The following is a 19334-nucleotide window of genomic DNA, read 5'->3' as shown; positions in this document are numbered from 1 at the left end:
CGTCAGACCCCGGGTGCGTCATAGCCGGCCACCCCCACTCCGCGCAGCGGTGAACTTCCTATCCCGGCGGTGGCGCCGAAGATCGTGGCGATGGCGCCACGTGCGGTGATCAGGGTCCAGCTGAAGTACCCGATGTACTTGACGAGTTTGAACATCTCGAACGCCGCCGCCGCCTCGGCGAAGGGTCCACCCTTCCGCCGGGCCAGCAGGATCAGCGCGGTGTCGATCGCCATCTTGATGGTGTCGACCACCAGTGATGCGGTGTACATCGCGAACTCGGCGAACTCCTGGTACGTCTGATGCAGCTTGGTGAACCGCGACAGCATGTCCTTGAAGACGTTGGCGAGGGCCTGGAACGTCGCGTACGCCGCCTCGCTCGCGCTGCCCTCCCAGGCCCGGTCCAGCGAGGCGAGTCCCCGGTCGATGTTCTTGCCGATCCGCTCCAGCGCCTCGCCGATGGCGCGCCAGGCTCCGGCGGCCTTGCTGTACGCCTCCCAGTTGCCGGCGAAGAACCGGCCCGCCCTGTCCAGCGGATTGACCCCGGTCACCTCCTGGATGAAGTTGAGCACCGTCCCGCTGATGCTGATCGAGTCGCCGATCTTGTCAAGGATCTTGGTCGGGTCGGAGAACTCCTGGTAGGAGGGGGTTCCGACGAGTACGTCGAGCGGGTTCATGTAGTCGGCGAAGCCGGAGTGGCCCGCCTCCCAGCCCTCCCGGGCGGTCGGGTTGCTGTACTGGCGCTCGAAGCGCTCCTTTGCCGCCTGGTCGCTGCCGTCGTAGAGGGTGGCGGCCTTGGCCAGTTCCGCCGCCGAGCCGCGCAACGCCCGACCCAACTGGGTGATCAGGTTCTCGGCGTCGGCGTAGAACCGGTCGTGGAAGTTCAGCGCCTTCGCCAGCAGCCCCTCCGAGTCGATCGCCCGCATCTCCGCGCCACACCACTGGCGCAGGTACGCCAGGACCTTGTCGTTGTGCTCGGCGTTGCGGTTGAGCAGGGCCACGTACCCGCGCAGGTCGGCGGTCTTCACCTTGACCGTCATCGCTGCTCCTCCTCCCGAGCCGCTGCCATCGCCTCCCTGCCCTCGACGCGCAGCCGCTCCCGCTCCGCTTCGGAGAGCCCGTGCCACCAGTTCGTGTGCTCGTCGGCCCGCTGGGCGAAGACCTCGCCGTAGACGCTCGACGCCGCCGCCTGGTAGAGCGTGATGTTGCCGTCCAGCACGTCGCGGGCCATGTCCCGGGCCAGCGGGTCACGGTCGTCGCGGGCCTGCTCCGCCAGAGACTCCCGCAACAGCCGGTCCGCGACCGGGTCCCGCAGGTTCGGCAGCAGCGGCCTATCCATGGCGTACCCGCCGATCCGGCGCCGGGCGTCGGCGATCACGATCCCCCGAGTGCCCTCCGCCACCGGCCGAATCCGCTCCGGCTGCACATGACCTGTTCCGGACCATCCCGTTCTCCACTCCTGCCCGTGCCCTCGAATGGGAGGCTAGGGCGGAGGCCGGAGGCGCCGTGACGGTCGTTCGCCCCACAGTCCCGGGTGGACCCGTCGCGGCAGGCCGCCGCTACAGCTCGTCGAGCCGGACCAGGCCGTCCTGGATGGCGCGGGCCACCAGGGCGGCCTTGGTGGAGGCCGGGCGACCCGCGTTGGCGTACCTGATCCGGACCCGGTCGATGTAACTGTTGACGGTGCGTACCGAGAGGTTGAGCTTGCGCGCCACCATCTCCTTGGACTCGCAGGCGAACCAGTTGACCAGTACGTCGGTCTCGCGCGGGGTGAGCCGTGGCCGGTCCGGCCGGTTGTCGGTGCCGATCGCGCGGGCCATCGCCGGTGGCGTGTACGGCAGGTTCCGGCTGGCGGTCTGGATCGCCTGGACCAGGTGCTTCGGTCCCTCGGTCTTGGCCAGGCAGGCGAAGGCCCCGAGGTCCAGACAGCGCAGGATGGTGTCCCGGTCCTCGCGCATGGTGTAGACGATCACCGAACGGCCGGCGTCGACGAGTCGTCGCAGGTCGGGATAGGCCGGTACCTCCCGGTTGAGCAGCAGGTCGAAGACGACGACGTCGGCGGAGAGGCCGGGCTCGGTCCAGGCCACCGCCGGAGTCGTACCCGAGTCGAGGACCTCGATCGGCGGGTCGGCCGCGGCGCACCAGGCACGGATGCCGGCGACGATCGCCGGGTGGTCGTCGACGACCACCGCCGTGGTCAGCTCTTCGCCTGCCATCTGGCCTCCACCCACACTCTCGACCCGTCGACGAGCCGGGTGACGGTCACCCCGTCGGTGCCGTCGGTGTCGTCCATGCTGTCCGTGCCGGCGGGGCCGGCGGTGCCGGCGGGGCTGGCGGTCGCGGCCGCCGGGTCGCCGCCGGCCGGCTCGTCGATCCCAGAGTCGGCGATCCCAGGGTCGGCGACGACGCTCACGGTGACACCGCCGGGGGAGCCGAGCAGCGTCACCCGGACCTCGGAGGTCGCGGTCCCGACGATCCGCAACGCCGGCTCGGTCAACGCCCGGCGGGCCGCCAGGGGCGGAGTCGGCCACTCTCCGCAGGTACCGAGGTAGACCGCGACCCCGGTACGGTCGGCCAGGTCGAGACAGGCGCGCAGCTCGTGCAGGAGCGGATCGACCACCTCGTCGTGCTCCGCGAAGAGCCGGCGCAGCCGGGCCGCCGCCACGGCGTACCGGCGACGTACCCGCTCGTCGCGCAGGTCGGCCGAACCGGTGCTCAGCTCGGTCAGCAGGGGTACGCAGGTGGTCGCGAGGTCGGCGTAGCGGGCCCGCCGGTCGGCGTGCAGGTGTGCCGCGATCGCCTCGGCGGTGCGTACCCGCGCGGCGTCGGCCGAGGCGGCGGAGGCGGTCGCCACCAGCCCCCGCAGCGTCGCGGCGCCGGCCAGGACCGGAAGCTGGCAGCCGAGCACGATCGCGGCGACGACGACCAGGTCGGCGATCTCGTGCGCCTGCCCGACCAGGGCGAGCTGGGCGAAGCTGGCGACGGTGTGCGCGCCGAGGAAGGTGGCCGTGGCGGTGACGCCGTGGTCGACCAGCAGGAGCAGCCCGAACCAGCCGATCACGCCGAAGGACCACTCCTGCTCCGACATGAGCGCGTCGGCGGATATCCCCGTGACGGCCAGCGCCGATGCCCCGACCACCGCCGCCAGCAGCACCCAGCGGGCCCGGCCCAGCGAGCGGTTCCGGACGATCCGCACCCCGGCCAGCCCGGCGACGGCGGTCAGCAGCCCGAAGGCGAGGACCTGCTGTGCCAGGCTGCGGTAGGTCTCGGCGTGGGTCAGCAGCAGCGGCAGGGCGAAGCCGAAGAGCGCGGTGACGGCGATGGCGAGGGTGGCCAGCCGGAGCCCGTGCAGGAGCCTGCCCACCGGAGGGTGCCCGGCCGGCTCAGCCATCCGGCACCTCCAGCCGGATCCGGGTACCGGCGCCGGGCGCTGCGGTCACCACCGCCCGGCCGCCGACCCGGGCCATCCGCTCCTGGATGGAGTGCGAGAGCCCGCGCCGCTGTCCGGGTACCCGCTCCGGGGCGAAGCCCCGGCCCCGGTCGACGACCTCGACGAGGGTCCGGCCGGCGCGGCGCCGTACGACGAGTTCCGCCGTCCCGACCCCGGCGTGCCGGCCGACGTTGGTCAACGCCTCCCGGACGGCGGCACCGATCGCGTTGGCCCGGACCGTCGGCAGCAGGAGCATCGGTGGCGCCCGCAGCTCCACCGCCACGGCCGCGTTCCGGGCCACCTCGCGCAGCGTCCGCACCAGGTCGGTGCGGCTGGTGTCGGGGAGGTCCGGGCGGCCGGAGATGGTCGCCAGGTCGCGGCCGGCCTGCGCGGCGAGCCACGGCTCGGTGCCGTCGACCATCCGCGCGCCGACCGCGAGCAGGGTGCTCGCGGCGGTGTCGTGCAGCACCGCGAGATGTTCCCGCTCGTCCGCCCACCGTGCGGCGGCCACCGCGGCCTCGGAGCGGGCCCGTTCGCGTTCCCGGACGGCCAGGTCGGTCTGCCGGGCACCGGCCCGGACGAGCAGGAACAGTACCCGGGACAGCCCGGCCTCCACGAGGGTCCAGAGCCCGACCGGCGCGGACTCCGACCAGGTCCCGGGCGAGGCGAGCGCGTTGCCGGCCAGGTGAGCCAGCACGATCGCCGTGGCCAGCAGCGCACCCCCGGCGACGGTACCGAGCCACTGGTGCGCCACGGCGGTGATCGCGGCGACCGCGAGGACCCAGTTGGTGCTGTCGGCCAACGCCTCCGGCGGCACCGTCCAGCGCTGTGTCAGGCAGAGCAGCACGATCAGCAGGGTGTCCACCGGCAGCAGCCAGCGGCGGGAGTTGGCGCGCAGGTACAGCACGCTCCAGGCGCAGAGCGTCAGGAGAACAGCGCCGACCAACGCCCGCCGCTCCGGGGCCGACTGGAAGAGCGCGGCACCGCCGGCACAGGCCAGCGTCGCGCTGCGGATGACGACCGCGTAGCGGCGGCCGAGCCGGCGCAGCCCGCGTTCCGTACCGCCGATCCGTCGGGTGTCGTCGGTCGCCGGCCCGCCGACGCTCTCTCCAGCGCCGCCGGAGGGGTCTGCGCCGTCGTGTGTGTCTGGTGGCGGTGCCGGCCGTCGCCAGCGGTCCCGCACGGCCCTCACGCCCCGATGGTAGTGCGGCGGTCAGCCCACCAGGGAGACCGGCTGGGCGCTGCGGCGCAGGATCCGTTCCTTGTCCGGGCCGCCCGGCACCGTCACCAGCAGGCAGCCCGAGCGGGGCGCGACCGAGGCCGGCGAGCCGAGCAGTTGGGCGCTGCGCACCAGTACCGCCGCGAGTTCGGTATCGCGGATGCGTACCCCGAGGATGGTGGTCCGGACGTGCCGGCCGGCGGCCAGCAGCGCGGCCCGCCAGGCGGCGGCGGCCAACGCCTGCCGGCGGGCGTTGCGGGGCGCGGAGGCGCCGACCGCGGCCGGGTCGAGCAGCGCGGTCCGCCCCTGCCGCCAACCCATCGACAGTACGGCGGGCTGCCCCGGCTCGGTGAGGTGCAGCCGGTGCAGTTCGTAGCGGCGGCGCACACCGGCGGTGATCCGCTCGGCCCGGGCCGGGGTGCCGAGCCGGGCCAGCAGTTCGGCCAGCCGGTTGGCGGCAGCCTCCGAGCTGAACTCGGCCACCATGGTGGTCGGCTGCCGCACCCCCTGCACCCGGATGCACCTGATCAGGCACGCCGCCTCGAAAGCGTCCGCCAGCGACGTCCGGTCCAGCAGGCTGGTACTGCCGGACGGCCGTAGGGGCGGCCGCGTTGAGGCGTACACCCCGGTGCTCCAGACCATCTCTGTCGCCCCCCGTACTCGCGACGACCAACTACTTTCAACGGTGGCCGTTACCGCGCCGAGGCGGTAGACATCGGTTGAAGGCTTGAGCAAAACTTGCGCTGAGTGTCGATCATCGCCGGGGTGGTGGGGTGGGCGGGGCACGGTGGCACCGACGCGTCGGCCGGGGACTGCCCGGTCGGCGGTTCGGCACGCTCGCCGTGGCGTTGGCCGTGGTCACGGTCGCGTTGCCGGCCACCGTCGGTTGCACCTCGGCGCCGGCCGAGCCGACCAGGCTGCGCATCGCGACCGGCAGCGCCACCGCGGTCTACTACGCCGTCGGTCAGTCCCTGGCCGGCATCCTCAACCGGGAACTGCCGGACGTGACGGCGAGCGTGGTGGTGACGGCCGCGTCGGAGGAGAACGTCTCGCTGGTCTCCACCGGGCAGGCCGAACTCGGCTTCACCCAGGCCGACATCCTGACCGCCGAACCGGGCCAGGGCGCCGGGCTGAGCGCGGTGGCCCGGGTCTACGACGACCTGCTGCACCTGGTCACCCTCACCCAGGAGCCGATCCGGCAGCTGACGGACCTGACCGGCAAGCGGGTGGCGATCGGCGCGCCGGGCTCCGGCACCGCGGTCACCGCCGAACGCCTGCTCCGGGTCGCGAAGGTCGGCGACAAGCTGGCCGAGACGCTCCGGCTCGGCATCGACGACTCGGTCGCCGCGCTGCGGGCCGGCCAGATCGACGCCTTCTTCTTCTCCGGCGGCCTGCCGGTCAAGGCGGTGGCGGACTTCGCCGCGCAGACCCGGGCCCGCTTCGTCGACCTCGGGCAGTGGGTCGAGCCGCTGCGCCAGTCCTACCGCGAGGTGTACGTCCAGCGGGACATCCCCGCCTCGGCGTACGGGTCGGCGCCGGTGACCACGGTGGCGGTGCCCAACTACCTGGTGGTGGCCACCGGCATGCCCGAGCAGCTCGTCTACGACGTGACCCGGCTGCTGATGCAGCGCCGCGACGAGCTGAGCAGTGCCCATCCGGCCGCCGCCCGGCTGAACGTGCAGTCGGCGATCACCACCACCCCGCTGGCGCTGCACCCGGGTGCGGCCCGCTACTACCAGACGCACAAGCCCTGACGGAGACCGCTCACGCCTCGCCGGTGCGGAACCAGACCTCGGCGACGAGCCCGGTCGGCTCGGCCGGACGCATGGTGAGGCGACCGCCGGAGGCGTCGACCAGTACCGCCACGATGGTCAGGCCGAGCCCGGCGCCGTCGATGTTCTGGGTGTCCGGTGCCCGCCAGAAGCGCTCGGTCGACGATTCGAGCTGCGCGCCGGTCATCCCCGGTCCGTCGTCGGTGACCCGGACGAGCACGCCGTCCTCGGCGCGGTGCACCGAGACCTCCACCCGGCCACCGGGGTCGCCGAACTTGACCGCGTTGTCGATCAGCGCGTCCAGCACCTGGTCGACGGCGGTACGCACGGCCCGGGCGGGCACCGGGCCGGTGACCGGGGCGAGGGTGAGGGTGACGCCCCGGTGGTTGGCCAGCGGCTGCCAGGCGGCGACCCGGGACGCGGCCACCGCCGCCGCGTCGACCACCACCATGGCGTGCTGGGCCCGCTCGGCGCGGGCCAGCGTGAGCAACCCGTCGAGTACCTGGGCGAGCCGGTCGGTCTCCTCCAGCGCCAGCCGGTGCTCGTCGCGGCCGTACTCGTCGGTCAGGCTCGGCCCGAGTTCCTCGACCCGCAGCCGGAGCGCGGTCAGCGGGTTGCGGAGCTGGTGGCTGGCGTGCGCGACGAAGGCCCGCTGCCGTTCCAGGGCGTCGGCGACCGCGTCGGCCATCTCGTTGAAGCTGGTGGCGAGCCGGCGCAGCTCGGGTGGACCCTGCTGGGTCGGCACCCGGGCCAGGCCGTCGCCGGCCGCGATGTCGTGGGTGACCACGTCGAGCACGGTCACCGGGCGCAGCACCCAGCCGGCCAGCCGGAACGCCGTCATCACCCCGGCGGAGACGGCGAGCAGTCCGATGGTGGCCAGCGCCGCCCACCAGACGGTTACGGTCCGGCGGACCCGCTCGGTGGCGGAGACGGTGATGACGGCACCGATCACCTCACCGCCGTCGTTCACCGGTACGGCCACCACCAGCGGGCCGACCTCCCAGGGCCAGAGCACCTCCGGCACGGTCATCTGCCGGCCGGCCAGCGCACCGAAGATCGCCCGGTCGGTCAGCTCGGTGTCCAGCCGGGGGCCGGCGGGGGCGACCACCTGGCGCCGTTCCCGGTCGATCACGGCTGCGCTGATCCCGTACAGCTCCTGGTAGCGCTGCAACTCGTCGTCGATCGCGCTGACCGCGCCGGTACGCAGCGCGGGGCCGGAGAGCGAGGCGAACCGGTTGGCGTCGGCGAGCCGGTCCGCCCGGATCCGTTCGGTCTCCCGGTTGGCGAGGGTGATCGCCAGCGGGGTCTCCAGGGCGAGCAGGACCAGGATCATGAGCAGCGAGTAGCTGAAAACCAGGCGGCGGCGCACCGAGGGGCTCCGGTCACTCGGCCCGGAGCCGGTAACCGACGCCGCGTACGGTCTGCACCAGGTCGGGATCGCCGAGCTTGCCGCGCAGCGAGCCGACGTGCACCTCCACGGTGTGCCGGGCGGCGCCGGTGGTCGGCCAGACGTCCAGGACGATCCGCTCGTGCGGCACCACCACGCCCGGCTGCCGGGCCAGCGAGACCAGGATGTCGAACTCCTTGCGGGTCAGCGCGACCTCGGCGCTGCGTACCGTGACCAGCCGGGCGGCGACGTCGATCCAGATCGGGCCGACCTCGACGACCTCGGGCCGGGGGGCGCCGGCCCGGGCCCGGCGGAGCACCGCGACGATCCGGGCCTCCAGCTCGGCCATCGAGAACGGTTTCACCACGTAGTCGTCGGCGCCCATCCGCAGCCCGATCACCCGGTCGCGTTCCTCGCCGCGTGCGGTGACCGCGATGATGCCGAGCTGCGCGCTGCGCTGCCGCAGCGCCCGGCAGACCTCCACCCCGTCGCCGTCGGGCAGGGTGAGGTCGAGCAGCACCAGGTCGCAGGGGGCGGCGGCGAGTGCGGCGGCGGCGGTGCCGGCCCGCTCCACGTCGTATCCGCGCCGGGACAGGGCGGCGGCCATCGCGCCGGCCACCCGGGCGTCGTCCTCGACCAACAGGATGCGCATGCCGGCCGCTCCTAATCTGTCGTACCAGCCGCTGCGATCATCCCGCATCGACGCAATCGAGCACAGCGCGGCGGAGCGTCGGCGCGCTCAGGATCGGGTTACCTCAACCCGCCGTCGGGGAACTGGACGCCATGGCTCTCTTCGGCACCGTGCGGCGGCCACCCGCGAAACTCTTCGTCGCCATGGGAGTGGTGGTGGTGTGCGGTTTCGCCGTCGCGACCTGGCAGGTCTGGACGAACGACAACGCGCTGCGGGATCGCGGTCGCCAGGTAACCGCCCGGGTCACCGGTGTCGACCTGGGCAAGAAGTCGCGGGTGGAGGTCGAATTCCGCACCAGCGACGGGCGGCAGGTGCGGTCGCTGGTCGGGCAGGGCGACGAGGCGCCCGGGCCGAGAGTGCAGGTCGGCGACGAGATTCCCATCGTGTACGACCCTCGACACCCCGACCACGACGTGCGTGACGCACGGGCACCGGAGAACCACCGCATCGCGTACATGCTGCTGGGGACCACATTGTTCGGCCTGGTGGGGGTGCCCCTGGCTACCCTGCGTCTGCTTCGGGAGGAGCGTCGGAAGGGCACCGGCTGAGCGCACCCGGACGGTCGGGTGACCGGGGTGGGCCCGACGTGAAGTCACCCGGCCGCGTCTCGCCCAGCCACTCAGCCCAGCTCCGCGACGGTGCGCCGCCGGGTGAGCAGGCTCCTCTGCAGCGCCTCCAGCGGGCCGTGCTGGAAGCGGCGCAGCCAGAGCGAGGCGCCGACGGTGAGCCCGGTGCAGACGGCCGCCCAGAGTCCGATGACCCACCAGGGCCGGGCCTCGGCGAGTGTCGCGGCCAGGCCGAGGCCCCAGCCGTAGCAGATCACCGTGCAGACCAGGTTCTGCAGGACGTAGCAGCTCAGCGCGGTCCGGCCGACGGCGGTGAGGCCGGAGACGACCGGCCCGGGACGGCGGAGCCGGTCCAGCAGCATCCCGACCAGACCGAGGTAGCCGACCGTGACCAGCGCCGGCAGGACGTACCGGTCGACCAGGAAGAGATCGGGCCCGGCGAGGGTGGTCGCCACGTTCAGCGGCAGACCGACGCCGAGCCCGTACCAGACCAGTCGGCGCCGGATCCGGCGTCCGGTCGGATCGGCGCCGAACGCACCGGCCCGGAACAGCCGTACGCCGAAGAGGAAGAGGAAGAGCAGCAGGCTGAAGGTGAGGATCGGCTCGCTCCGCAGGGCCAGCGCGTTGTCCAGCCGGAAGCGCACCTGGTCGAGGTAACCGCCGGAGGTGAACAGCCCGGTCAGGGCCGGGTCGGGGTTCGCTGCCGGATCGGGGCCGGCGAGCAGGGCGACGGTGCCGAGCAGCATCAGGGCGAGGTGCAGGCTGCCCGTGGTCCAGAACACCACCTTCTGCACCCGGCCCGACCGGTTCAACAGCCACGCCACCACGAGCGCGGCTACGGCGTACCCCATCAGCACGTCGAAGGCGAAGATCAGCAGGAAGTGCAGGCTGCCCTCGACGAAGAGCAACCCGGCCCGCCAGCGGTACCGGCCGGGCCAGCGCTCGCCGCGACGTTGCGCCGAGTGGTACTGGATCGCCAGTCCGACACCGAACAGGATGGTGAGCAGTGCCAGGAACTTGCCGTTGGCGAGGAACCGGAACGCCGTCTCGACGGGGTTGCCGCTGAGCGTCGCGATGGCGGTGGCGTCGGACAGTACGCCGTACTCTCCGCTGGGGTGGGTGAAGATCCAGACGTTGGTGGCGAGCGTGCCGAGGATCGCCACCCCGCGCAGTACGTCCAGCAGCACCAGGCGATCCGCGCCGGATCTCTCGCGACCGACGACTGTCGTCAGGGCCACACCCATTCCGCTTCCCCCCGTGCTAGGCGTCGCGTCCAGCGTCATCGACCTACCGCGCCGGTGCGTCGGTCCGCATGCCGAACCGGGGATACCACTTTCGGCGGACACCGCCGCTGCCCCGTACGGGCATGCGCGCAACTGCCGAGGCTGATCCATATCCCAACAGGCACTCGAATCTCCTGGTCAGGGACGTGGCAGACTGGTCGGACCAGCTGGGGGAGGGTGTCGGGGAGTGGCTCGGGATGATCGAAATCCGTAGTTTCGCGGAGACTGACCGCGCCGCGCTGCGTGAGCTGTTCGGCCGGGCGGGCGAGGGCTCTCCGTCCGCCCTGATGTGGGGACACGAGGAGTCGGAGGCGGCCATGTACCTGGAGCCGTACATGAGCCGGGAACCGGACTCGTTGTTCGTCGCCGTGACGGGTGGCCATGTCGTCGGCTACCTGGCGGGCTGCCTGGACAGTTCCACGTTCCCCAGCGAGAGAGAGCGCATGGAGCGGGCGATCGCGAGGTATCGGCTGGTATTCCGACCCAGGCCCGCAGCCTTCCTCGCTCGTGGCATGGTCGACATGGCGACGGCCACGGTCCGGCGAAAGCCCACCGCGAGGGGCCTCGACGATGCCCGTTGGCCGGCCCACCTGCACATCAACGTGACGCCCCCGGCGCGGGGGACCGGCGCCGCCGACGGCCTGATGAGGCGATGGTTCGACCGGCTCATCCGGACCGGCTCGCCCGGGTGCCATCTGCAGACCCTGGCCGAGAACACGCGTGCGGTGCGGTTCTTCGAACGTGTCGGCTTCGCCAGGCACGGTCCGACTCCACCGGTCCCCGGTGCCAGGCAGGGTGGCAGGCAGCTCCACCAGCAGACGATGGTGTGGCAGCCGTGACGGGTTGGGCGGCACCGACCTGACCGTGCGGCGGGTGGTGTGGCCGGTCGGCGCTACACCGATCGGCCACCGTCGCCGTACGAAAGCGGGAGCCCTGCCACCGAAAGCGGGAGCCCGCAGACAAGATCGATGCCGATAGCATCCCGGCGCATGGACGCCGTGCCCGGCACCCGCGCCGACCTCTCCGAGTCCCCTTCCTCGCCCCCGTCCCCGACCACCCTGCCGCGCCGGGTGCACGCCGGGTACGCCCTCGGATCGCTGGCCACCGGCGCCTTCGGTACGGTGCCCGGCCTGGTGCTGCTGCCGTACCTGACCGACACCCTGGGGGTGGCCGCCGGGCTGGCCGCCCTGCTGGTGCTGCTGCCGAAGGCCTGGGACGTGCTGGTGAACCCGGTCGCCGGGCGGATCTCGGACCGGACCCGGTCCCGCTGGGGCGCCCGCCGGCCTTACCTGCTCGGTGGCGGGCTCGGCCTGGCGGTCCTCTTCGCCGCCATCTTCGCGGCACCGTTCCGGCCCGGTCCGGCCGCCGCCGGGTACGTCGCGCTGGCGTTCCTGCTCGCCGCGACCGCGTTCGCCTTCTTCCAGGTCCCGTACGTCGCCATGCCGGCCGAGCTGACCGACGACTACACCGAGCGGACCCGGCTGATGACCTGGCGGGTGGCGGTACTGGCGCTGGCGATCCTGGTCTCCGGCGCACTCGCCCCGGTGGTGGTGGGCGCGGGCGGCGACGGGGTGGCCGGGCACCGCTGGCTGGGGCTCTTCGTGGCGGTGCTGATCGCGGTCGGCGCGGTCGGCGCCTTCCTCGGCACCCGGTCCGCCCCGACCGGGACGGTGGTGGCGAGCGAGCCGAGCCTGCGCGCCCAGCTCGCGGTCGCCGCCGCCAACCGGCCGTTCCGGCTGCTGCTGATCTGTTTCGTGGTCCAGGCGGCCGGCATCGCGACCGTGCTGGCCGGGGTCAACTACTTCGCCGAGCACGTGCTGCGGGATCCGCAGACCGGGGCGACGCTGCTCTTCGGGTGTTTCGTCGGTCCGGCGCTGCTGGTGATGCCACTGTGGAGCCGGGCCGGTGCCCGGCTGGGCAAGCCCCGGGCGTTCACCGTCGCGTCGCTGATCTTCGCGGGCGGCGCGCTGGCCCTGGCCGCCGCGCCGGTGCTGCCGGCCCCGGTGGTCTATCTGGTCGTCGCGGCGATCGGCTGCGGGTACGCCGGCCAGCAGGTCTTCGGGCTGGCGATGCTGCCGGACTGCATCGGGTACGACACCGCGCGCACCGGCCGCCGCCAGGCGGGGGTCTTCACCGGGGTGTGGACGGCCGGCGAGACGTTCGGGCTGGCCCTCGGGCCGGGCATCTACGGTCTGGTACTGCAACTGTCCGGCTACGTCTCCTCGTCGACCGGTCAGGCGGCGGCCCAGTCCGGTACCGCCCGGGCCGGGGTACTGGTCGGCTTCACCGTGCTGCCGGCGCTGCTGGTCGGGCTCGCCCTGCTGACCATGCGCGGCTACGACCTCACCCCGGAACGGCTGGCGACCGCCTCCGACGCGAACCCGCACCCGCAACCCACCCACCCCGGTTGAACTCCCACCACCCCGGCAGGATCTGGGTGTCGTAGTCCCGGACCACGGCAGGAATCCGTGCCGTGGTCGGGGGCTTCGAGGCGCTCACCAGGGGCGTTTCGGCTGTTACGGTGGCCGCCATGATCGACGCGTTGCCGCCGGTGGGCGTACCCGCGGACAAGGTGCTGGCCGAACTCCGCGACCTGCGCGCCACGGACCTGCCGACGCACGGCGGCCGGCTCTTCGCCTACGTCTACGACTCCGCCGTGCCGGGGCTGGACGAGTTGGCGAACTCGGCGTACGCGCTGGCGGCGCACGTCAACGGGCTGGACCCGACCGCCTTCCCGTCCCTGCTGGCGCTGGAGAACGCCCTCGTCGGCGCGGCCGCCCAACTGCTCGGCGGCGGGCCGGGCACGGCGGCGCCGGAGGTGGTCGGCAGTGTCACCGGCGGCGGCACCGAGTCGCTGATCCTGGCCGTCAAGGCGGCCCGGGACGCCCGGCCGGAGGTGGCCCGGCCCCGGCTGGTGGTGCCGACCAGTGGGCACGCCGCGTTCGCCAAGGCGGCGCACTACCTCGGGATCATCCTCGACCAGGTGCCGGTCTCGGCCCGGACGCTCCGCCCCGCACCCGGCGACATCGCCGCCGCGATCGGCCCGGAGACCGTACTGGTGGCCTGCTCGGCACCGTCGTACCCGTACGGGGTGGTCGATCCGGTCGCCGAGATCGCCGGGATCGCCGCCGCCGCCGGGGTGCGCTGCCACGTGGACGCCTGCTTCGGCGGCTGGACGCTGCCCTATCTGCGCCGGCTCGGCGTACCGGTGCCGCCGTTCGACCTCGGCCTGCCGGGCGTCACCTCGATCTCGGTGGACCTGCACAAGTACGCGTACGCCCCGAAGGGTGTCTCGGTGCTGCTGCACCGCGACCCGGAGCTGCGCCGCTCGCAGTACTTCGCCTTCGCCGGCTGGCCCGGCTACACGATGGTCAACCCGGTGATCTCGTCCACCCGGTCCGGCGGGCCGATCGCCGCCGCCTACGCGATCCTGCGGCACCTCGGCGACGCCGGCTACCTGACCCTGGCCGAGCAGACCCTGACGGCGGTACGCGGACTGGCCGGCGCGGTCTCCGACGTGGACGGGCTGCGGCTGGTCGCCGAACCGGAGTCGACGGTGGTCTGCTTCACCAGTACCGACCCCGGGCTGAACCTCTTCGTCCTCGCCGACGAGCTGACCCGGCGTGGCTGGCACACCCAGCCGCAGCTGTCGTACGCCGGCATGCCGGCCAACATCCACCTGTCGGTGACCGCCTCGGTGGCGCCCCGGGTGGCGGAGTTCGGCGCGGACCTGCGGGCGGCGGCGGCGGACGCCAGGCTCGCCGGTCCGGTGCGGCTTCCCGCCGAGCTGCTCGGAACGCTCGGCACGCTGACCCCGGCGCAGCTCACCCCGGACCTGGTCACCGGGGTGGCCGCCGGGCTGGGTCTGGACCCGGCCGCCGGCCGGCCGCCGGAGCGGATGGCGCCGGTGAACACCCTGCTCGACGCCGCACCGATCCCGGTCCGGGAGGCGCTGCTGGCGGAGTTCCTCGGCCTGCTGCAGCGGCCCGGCTGGTGACCGGCCGGCACCTCCCGCCCGCCGGTCAGCCGCCGTTGAGTCGCAGTCGTACCCCGATGGTGTTGTCGCCGGGCGTCTCGTCGGTCAGGAACCGGCCGTCCAGGTTGCTGCGTACCGTCAGCCGGTAGCCGTCGATCGTCCGCGTCCCGGGTGCCGGCGCCACGTCGACGGTGATGGCGAAGGTGCTGGCCTGGGAGCCGCCGGACGGGACCGTGCTGAACCCGCTGCACTCCGAGGTGCGGGTCCGGGAGTTCTGGTCGGTGTAGAAGCAGGGGCCGAAGTCGGTGCCGTCGAGCCGGGTCCGCACCTCCAACGGCTCCACCATGGTCATGGCGGTGGCGTCGTACGGCTGCTCGCCCTGGTTGCGGACCACGATCTGGATCGTGCCGGCGTACCTGCCGTCGACCGGGGTGAGGGTCACCTCGGCCGGGCCGGTCAACACCAGGTCCGTCGGCCGGTCCGGCTCGGCCGGGCCGGGCTCCGGACCCTGGCCCCGGTCGTCGGGGCGGGTCGGCGCCGGGTTGGCCGGGGTGGTGGGCGGCGGCGTCGGGCTGGGCGTTCCGCTCGGCGTGGCGCTGGCGGTCGGGGACGGCGATCCCGGCGGGGTGGCCGACGGCGAGGCGGACGGCGGGGCGGTCTCCGGCGCGGCGGTCTGTCTGGGGGTGTCCGCGACCGGCGGGTCGGGCAGTTCGGCGCCGTCGGTGCCGATCACGCCGATCACCCCGCCGGCCACGACGGCGACGGCGAGGGTCCCGACGGCGGCGATCCGGTTGCGGGTACGCCGGTAGGCGATCCGCCGGGGCGCGTCCGGATCGGGGGCGCCGGCCCGGTCGAGCGCGTCGGCGCGGAGGTCGGCGAATGCCGTGTCGAGTCGGCGGGCCGCGATCGGGTCCAGCTCGTCCACGTCAGATCACCTCCATCCGGCTCGTCGGCTCCGGTGGCTTCCGGGCGGTGGCGGTGCCGGGCGTCGCGCCGGGTGCCTGGCCGTCCGCACCAGTCTCGCCCAGCCGGGCGGCGAGCGCGGTCCGCGCCCGGTGCAGCCAGGACTTGACCGTGCCGGGCGCGACCTCGCACTCCAGGGCGATTTCGTTGATCGACAGGTCCGCCAGGTGGTGCAGCACCACGGCCCGGCGCTGGTTCGGCGGCAGGGTCGCCAGCGCCGCCGTCAGGGCCACCCGGTCCGGACCGGGTCCGGGGACGTTCTCGGGCCGCTGGCGCTCCAGATATCGGCGGGCGGTCCGCAGTCGGCGCCACCTGCTGGTCGCGGTGTTCCAGGCGACCCGGCGGACCCAGGCGACGGGATCGTCGTACCGGGCGATCTTGTCCCAGCGGGGCCAGGCGCGGCTGAACGCCTCCTGCACCAGGTCCTGCGCCTCGGTCATGTCTCCGACGTAGGCGTACAGCTGGACGACGAGTGGCTGGAAGTGGGCACGGTAGACGTCGTCGAAACGCGGCGCCAGCTCCCCAGCCTGCACATCCGTCTCCCCGTTGGTGTTCCGCGCGCCCGCCGTACCAGCCGGTGCGGTGACCGGTGGAGACAGGACGGAGCCGCCCGGCCCCTGGAATGCCAGGGGCCGGGCGTCGACGACCGTCACGTTAGACAGCGCTGTCAAGGGCGGTGATGCCGAAGCCCGCCGTGTTGTCGGAGGGGTCCACGTCGGACAGGTCGTGCATGAAGAAGCTGGCGCTCAGCCGTACCGAGCCGGTGCCCAGGTCGCCGGGGGCGGTACCGGCCGGTGCGCCGATCAGCAGCTCCACCGCGCGCTCCTCGCCCGGCATGAACCGGCCGCCCGGCACCTCGCACCACGGGAAGGCGCACACCGCCGACGGGTCGATGCCCCGCACCTGCACGCCGTCCGGCAGTAGCGCCTCCAACTGGAGCGTGTCGTGCGGGGCGTCGCCGTCGTACCGGACGACCAGCGGGACCCGGCCGAGGAAGCTGCCGTCCGGCTGGCGTACCAGGGTCGCCGCACCCGCCTGCACGGACGCGTCGGTCTGGGTGTCCTGCACGTACGGCCTGGGGTCGCGCAGCGAGCCGGTGGTGGACCGGAACACCGTGTCGAAGCCGGTGCTGACGGTGAGCGGCTGGGCGTCGACGGTCCGCACCGCCACCGCACCGCCGACGGCCGACATGGCGTACGCCTGGGTCGTGGTCAGCACCCCGAAGTCGATGGTGTACTCCCGGCGCTCACCGCCGCGGATCGGGTTGGCGCCGCACTCGATGTCCCGGCGCAGTTCCCCCTCCCGTTCGGCGAAGAGGCAGGGAAAGTCGGAGTCGAGGTTGGCGAAGGCGCCGGCCACCGGCTCGGTGACGGTCACCCGCAGGTCGGCCGTGCCCCGGCCCCGGTAGGAGACGGTCAGCGGGACGCTGCCCCGGTAGCCCCGGTCGGTCGGTTCGAGCACCAGCCGGCCGACCGTGACCGAGGTGTCCCGTTGCTGCGGGAGCACGCCGTCGCGCGGGGCGGCCTGCGCGGCCGGCGCCGTCGCGAGGGTGGCGATCGCGGTGGCGGCACCGAGGATTCCGGCGGTCAGGTGGCGGGTCTTGACGGTGGTCATCTCAGGTCCTCCTGGTCCACTGTGGAGGGCGGTCTCTCCGCCCGTTCCCTGTTGCGGCCAAGACACGTCCGCTCCCGGATCCCGGTTGCACCCCGGTCGATGTCGTCTGGCCGACACCTCCCGGCCGGGCGGGACGCGGTGCAGCCATCGACGAATGTTGCCGTTGGGTATTTACTGTTAACAATCTTTCTTTTATGTTGAGGAGACCTTCCCGATGAAGTAAGGAGCCCACGATGCGAAGAACCGTGGTCCTGGTGGTGACGACGGCGGCAACCGTCGTCTCCGCCCTCCTCGTGGCCCCGCAGGCCGCCCAGGCGCACGGGTACATCTCGTCGCCGCCGAGCCGTCAGGCCCTCTGCGCGCAGCGGGCCGTGCCGGACTGCGGCCAGATCCAGTACGAGCCGCAGAGCGTGGAGGGCCCCAAGGGGCTGCGCAACTGCCACGCCAACATCGGGCACTTCTCGGTGCTCAGCGACGACAGCCGCAACTGGCCGGCGACCTCGGTCGGGCAGCAGGTCACCTTCAACTGGGTACTCACCGCCCGGCACGCCACCAGCACCTGGGAGTACTACATCGGCAACTCCCGGATCGCCGTCTTCGACGACGGCGGCCGTCAGCCCGGCGCCACCGTCTCGCACAGCGTCAACATGGGCGGCCGGAGCGGCCGGCAGAAGCTGCTGGCGATCTGGAACATCGCGGACACCGCGAACGCCTTCTACGCCTGCGTCGACCTCCAGATCGGCGGCGGCGGGGGCAACCCCAACCCGAACCCCACCCCCACCCGTACCAACAACCCGCCGCCGCCCCCGCCGCCGACCACCGCACCGCCGGCCGGCGGCACCTGGCGGGCCGGCACCGCGTACCAGGTCGGCAGCCAGGTGACCTACGGCGGCGCGACGTATCGCTGCCAGCAGGCGCACACCGCGATCGCCGGCTGGGAACCGCCGAACGTACCGGCGCTCTGGCAGCGCGTCTGACGCCGACCGGCGGGACGCACCCGTCGCGGATACGGACCCGTACCCCCTGCGGGTCCGTATCCGCCACGGGTCCGCCCGCCGCACCGGCCGTACCTGGAGACGAGGGGATGAACCGCTTCCGCCGTACCCTGACCGTCGCGGCGCTGGTGCTGCTCGGCGGCTGCGCGCCCGGACCGGCCGGCACCGGCGTCCCGGTCGCGGCGCCGGCACCCGCGCCGACCGGCTCGGCGACGGCCGCGCCCAGCGGCGCCGTCAACGACACCGACGTGATGTTCCTGCAGATGATGGTGACCTCGCACGGTCAGGGGCTGGCGCTGGTCCGGCTGGCGCCCGAGCGGGCGGAGCGGGAGGAGCTGAAGATCCTGGCCGCCGCGATCGAGGTCACCCAGGAGGCCGAACAGCGGACCATGCGGGACTGGCTGGCCGGCTGGGGCCGGAGCACCTCGGCGGACCCGGACGCCAACGCGCACGCCGAGCACGGCGGCCTGCCGGTGCTCGGGCCCGGACAGCTCGCGGCGCTCGCCAGGACCAGCGGGGCGAAGTTCGAGACGGACTTCCTCAACCTGCTGATCGGGCACCAGCACGACGCGGTCGAACTGGCCCGGATGGAGACGAAGTCCGGCCTGCATCCCGAGGTACGCGACCTGGCCCGGCGGATCGACCTGTCCCGGACCGCCCAGATCGACCAGATGCTGAAGATGCTGCCGAAGGCCGGATAGCCGGAGCCGGGCGGACCGTCGGCCGGGCCGCCCGGCCGGCGTCGATCCTGCGGCCGCCGGTCCTGTGGTTCACTGTCGGGTGGGCGACGGGGAAGGAGGCCGGCCGTGCAGCTACCCGCGGTTCTCGGTGAGCCGATCCGGTTCGTGCTCAACTGGGGCCGGCGCTATTCGCTCTGGGTCTTCAACTTCGGGCTGGCCTGCTGCGCCATTGAGTTCATCGCGACCAGCATGGGCCGGCACGACTTCATCCGGCTCGGCGTGATCCCGTTCGCGCACGGCCCCCGCCAGGCCGACCTGATGGTGGTCTCCGGGACGGTCACCGACAAGATGGCCCCGGCGATCAAGCGGCTCTACGACCAGATGCCCGAGCCGAAGTACGTCATCTCGTTCGGTGCCTGCTCCAACTGCGGCGGCCCGTACTGGGACTCGTACTCGGTGACCAAGGGCGTGGACCAGATCATCCCGGTCGACGTCTACGTGCCGGGCTGCCCGCCCCGCCCGGAGGCGCTGCTGCACGGGATCCTGCGGTTGCAGGACAAGATCGCTGCCGAGCGGTCCGGCGTCGGCGGGGTGGCCCGCCCGGACGAACTCGCCTCGCCGGCCGACCGGGGCGGTCCGGCGCTCGGGCGGAGCGCCGAGTCGCTCACCGCGCCGCCGGTGCCACCACCGGCCGCGCGGCAGTGACCGGCGGCGATTAGCGCCTGATCTGCCAGAATTGGCAGGTTGACCGATTCCGCCCC

At 73.1% G+C, this 19334-nt stretch carries 20 protein-coding genes; 8 read left to right on the top strand and 12 right to left on the bottom strand.

What is annotated here, in order from left to right; all coding sequences use genetic code 11:
- Positions 1-2 precede the first annotated feature (2 nt).
- From C6W10_RS25165 to C6W10_RS25140, 6 genes are all read right to left on the bottom strand, one after another.
- Positions 3-1037 carry a WXG100 family type VII secretion target gene (locus tag C6W10_RS25165; RefSeq protein WP_107261050.1) on the bottom strand — a complete coding sequence of 345 codons (1035 nt, stop codon included), beginning with the start codon at positions 1035-1037 and terminating at the stop codon, positions 3-5.
- Complete coding sequence (locus C6W10_RS25160; RefSeq protein WP_159104736.1) at positions 1034-1399, bottom strand: hypothetical protein; 366 nt, start codon at positions 1397-1399, stop codon at positions 1034-1036. The genes C6W10_RS25165 and C6W10_RS25160 overlap by 4 nt, the downstream gene beginning before the upstream one ends.
- A gap of 157 nt (positions 1400-1556) precedes the next feature.
- Positions 1557-2213: a response regulator transcription factor gene (locus C6W10_RS25155; protein WP_107261047.1), complete on the bottom strand. Its 657-nt coding sequence runs from the start codon at positions 2211-2213 to the stop codon at positions 1557-1559.
- A complete protein-coding gene (locus C6W10_RS25150) occupies positions 2195-3388 on the bottom strand; it encodes a hypothetical protein (RefSeq protein WP_159104735.1) in 1194 nt (397 codons plus the stop codon). Before C6W10_RS25150 ends, C6W10_RS25155 begins: the two co-directional genes overlap by 19 nt.
- On the bottom strand, positions 3381-4619 hold the full coding sequence (locus C6W10_RS25145) for a sensor histidine kinase (protein ID WP_159104734.1): 1239 nt from the start codon (positions 4617-4619) through the stop codon (positions 3381-3383). The genes C6W10_RS25150 and C6W10_RS25145 overlap by 8 nt, the downstream gene beginning before the upstream one ends.
- A gap of 21 nt (positions 4620-4640) precedes the next feature.
- The gene (locus C6W10_RS25140) at positions 4641-5288 is read right to left on the bottom strand and encodes a hypothetical protein (protein WP_234359026.1); all 648 of its coding nucleotides are present in this window, start codon (positions 5286-5288) and stop codon (positions 4641-4643) included.
- 131 nt (positions 5289-5419) lie between these two features.
- On the opposite strand from C6W10_RS25140, the gene C6W10_RS25135 reads away from it, so the two are divergent.
- Positions 5420-6400 (top strand): TAXI family TRAP transporter solute-binding subunit, encoded by a 981-nt coding sequence (locus C6W10_RS25135; RefSeq protein WP_107261042.1) that lies wholly within the window; start codon positions 5420-5422, stop codon positions 6398-6400.
- Positions 6401-6410: 10 nt separating this feature from the next.
- On the opposite strand, the gene C6W10_RS25130 is transcribed toward C6W10_RS25135, so the two are convergent.
- Together C6W10_RS25130 and C6W10_RS25125 are read right to left on the bottom strand one after the other, a co-directional pair.
- Entirely contained in the window at positions 6411-7787 is a 1377-nt protein-coding gene (locus tag C6W10_RS25130; RefSeq protein WP_107261040.1) for a HAMP domain-containing sensor histidine kinase, read from the bottom strand.
- A 13-nt stretch (positions 7788-7800) separates the two neighbouring features.
- Positions 7801-8457 (bottom strand): response regulator transcription factor, encoded by a 657-nt coding sequence (locus tag C6W10_RS25125; protein ID WP_107261038.1) that lies wholly within the window; start codon positions 8455-8457, stop codon positions 7801-7803.
- Positions 8458-8588: 131 nt separating this feature from the next.
- Between C6W10_RS25125 and C6W10_RS25120 the strand changes: the two genes are divergently transcribed.
- The gene (locus C6W10_RS25120; RefSeq protein WP_107261036.1) at positions 8589-9044 is read left to right on the top strand and encodes a DUF3592 domain-containing protein; all 456 of its coding nucleotides are present in this window, start codon (positions 8589-8591) and stop codon (positions 9042-9044) included.
- A gap of 71 nt (positions 9045-9115) precedes the next feature.
- Here the strand turns inward: C6W10_RS25120 and C6W10_RS25115 are convergent, their stop codons facing one another.
- Positions 9116-10249 carry a DUF418 domain-containing protein gene (locus C6W10_RS25115; protein ID WP_199853740.1) on the bottom strand — a complete coding sequence of 378 codons (1134 nt, stop codon included), beginning with the start codon at positions 10247-10249 and terminating at the stop codon, positions 9116-9118.
- A 293-nt stretch (positions 10250-10542) separates the two neighbouring features.
- Here C6W10_RS25115 and C6W10_RS25110 point away from each other — a divergent pair, with 293 nt between their 5' ends.
- From C6W10_RS25110 to C6W10_RS25100, 3 genes are all read left to right on the top strand, one after another.
- Positions 10543-11184 carry a GNAT family N-acetyltransferase gene (locus tag C6W10_RS25110; protein WP_199853093.1) on the top strand — a complete coding sequence of 214 codons (642 nt, stop codon included), beginning with the start codon at positions 10543-10545 and terminating at the stop codon, positions 11182-11184.
- A 150-nt stretch (positions 11185-11334) separates the two neighbouring features.
- A complete protein-coding gene (locus tag C6W10_RS25105; protein WP_234361411.1) occupies positions 11335-12756 on the top strand; it encodes an MFS transporter in 1422 nt (473 codons plus the stop codon).
- A gap of 119 nt (positions 12757-12875) precedes the next feature.
- Positions 12876-14342 (top strand): aspartate aminotransferase family protein, encoded by a 1467-nt coding sequence (locus C6W10_RS25100; RefSeq protein WP_107264259.1) that lies wholly within the window; start codon positions 12876-12878, stop codon positions 14340-14342.
- Between the two features lie 25 nt (positions 14343-14367).
- On the opposite strand, the gene C6W10_RS25095 is transcribed toward C6W10_RS25100, so the two are convergent.
- From C6W10_RS25095 to C6W10_RS25085, 3 genes are all read right to left on the bottom strand, one after another.
- On the bottom strand, positions 14368-15246 hold the full coding sequence (locus C6W10_RS25095) for a hypothetical protein (protein ID WP_107261030.1): 879 nt from the start codon (positions 15244-15246) through the stop codon (positions 14368-14370).
- Position 15247: 1 nt separating this feature from the next.
- Positions 15248-15817, bottom strand: a complete 570-nt coding sequence (locus C6W10_RS25090; protein WP_107264258.1) for an RNA polymerase sigma factor — start codon at positions 15815-15817, stop codon at positions 15248-15250.
- Between the two features lie 121 nt (positions 15818-15938).
- The gene (locus tag C6W10_RS25085; RefSeq protein ID WP_107261028.1) at positions 15939-16898 is read right to left on the bottom strand and encodes a hypothetical protein; all 960 of its coding nucleotides are present in this window, start codon (positions 16896-16898) and stop codon (positions 15939-15941) included.
- Positions 16899-17131: 233 nt separating this feature from the next.
- Here C6W10_RS25085 and C6W10_RS25080 point away from each other — a divergent pair, with 233 nt between their 5' ends.
- The 3 genes from C6W10_RS25080 to C6W10_RS25070 all read left to right on the top strand — a co-directional run bounded on the left by C6W10_RS25080 (position 17132) and on the right by C6W10_RS25070 (position 19278).
- Complete coding sequence (locus C6W10_RS25080) at positions 17132-17875, top strand: lytic polysaccharide monooxygenase (RefSeq protein WP_107261026.1); 744 nt, start codon at positions 17132-17134, stop codon at positions 17873-17875.
- 107 nt (positions 17876-17982) lie between these two features.
- Positions 17983-18594, top strand: a complete 612-nt coding sequence (locus tag C6W10_RS25075) for a DUF305 domain-containing protein (RefSeq protein ID WP_107261024.1) — start codon at positions 17983-17985, stop codon at positions 18592-18594.
- Between the two features lie 105 nt (positions 18595-18699).
- A complete protein-coding gene (locus tag C6W10_RS25070; protein WP_107261022.1) occupies positions 18700-19278 on the top strand; it encodes an NADH-quinone oxidoreductase subunit B in 579 nt (192 codons plus the stop codon).
- Positions 19279-19334: the final 56 nt, after the last annotated feature.

Source organism: Plantactinospora sp. BB1 (assembly GCF_003030385.1).
GTDB lineage: Bacteria > Actinomycetota > Actinomycetes > Mycobacteriales > Micromonosporaceae > Plantactinospora.
This window is presented reverse-complemented; position numbering and strand designations above follow the sequence as displayed.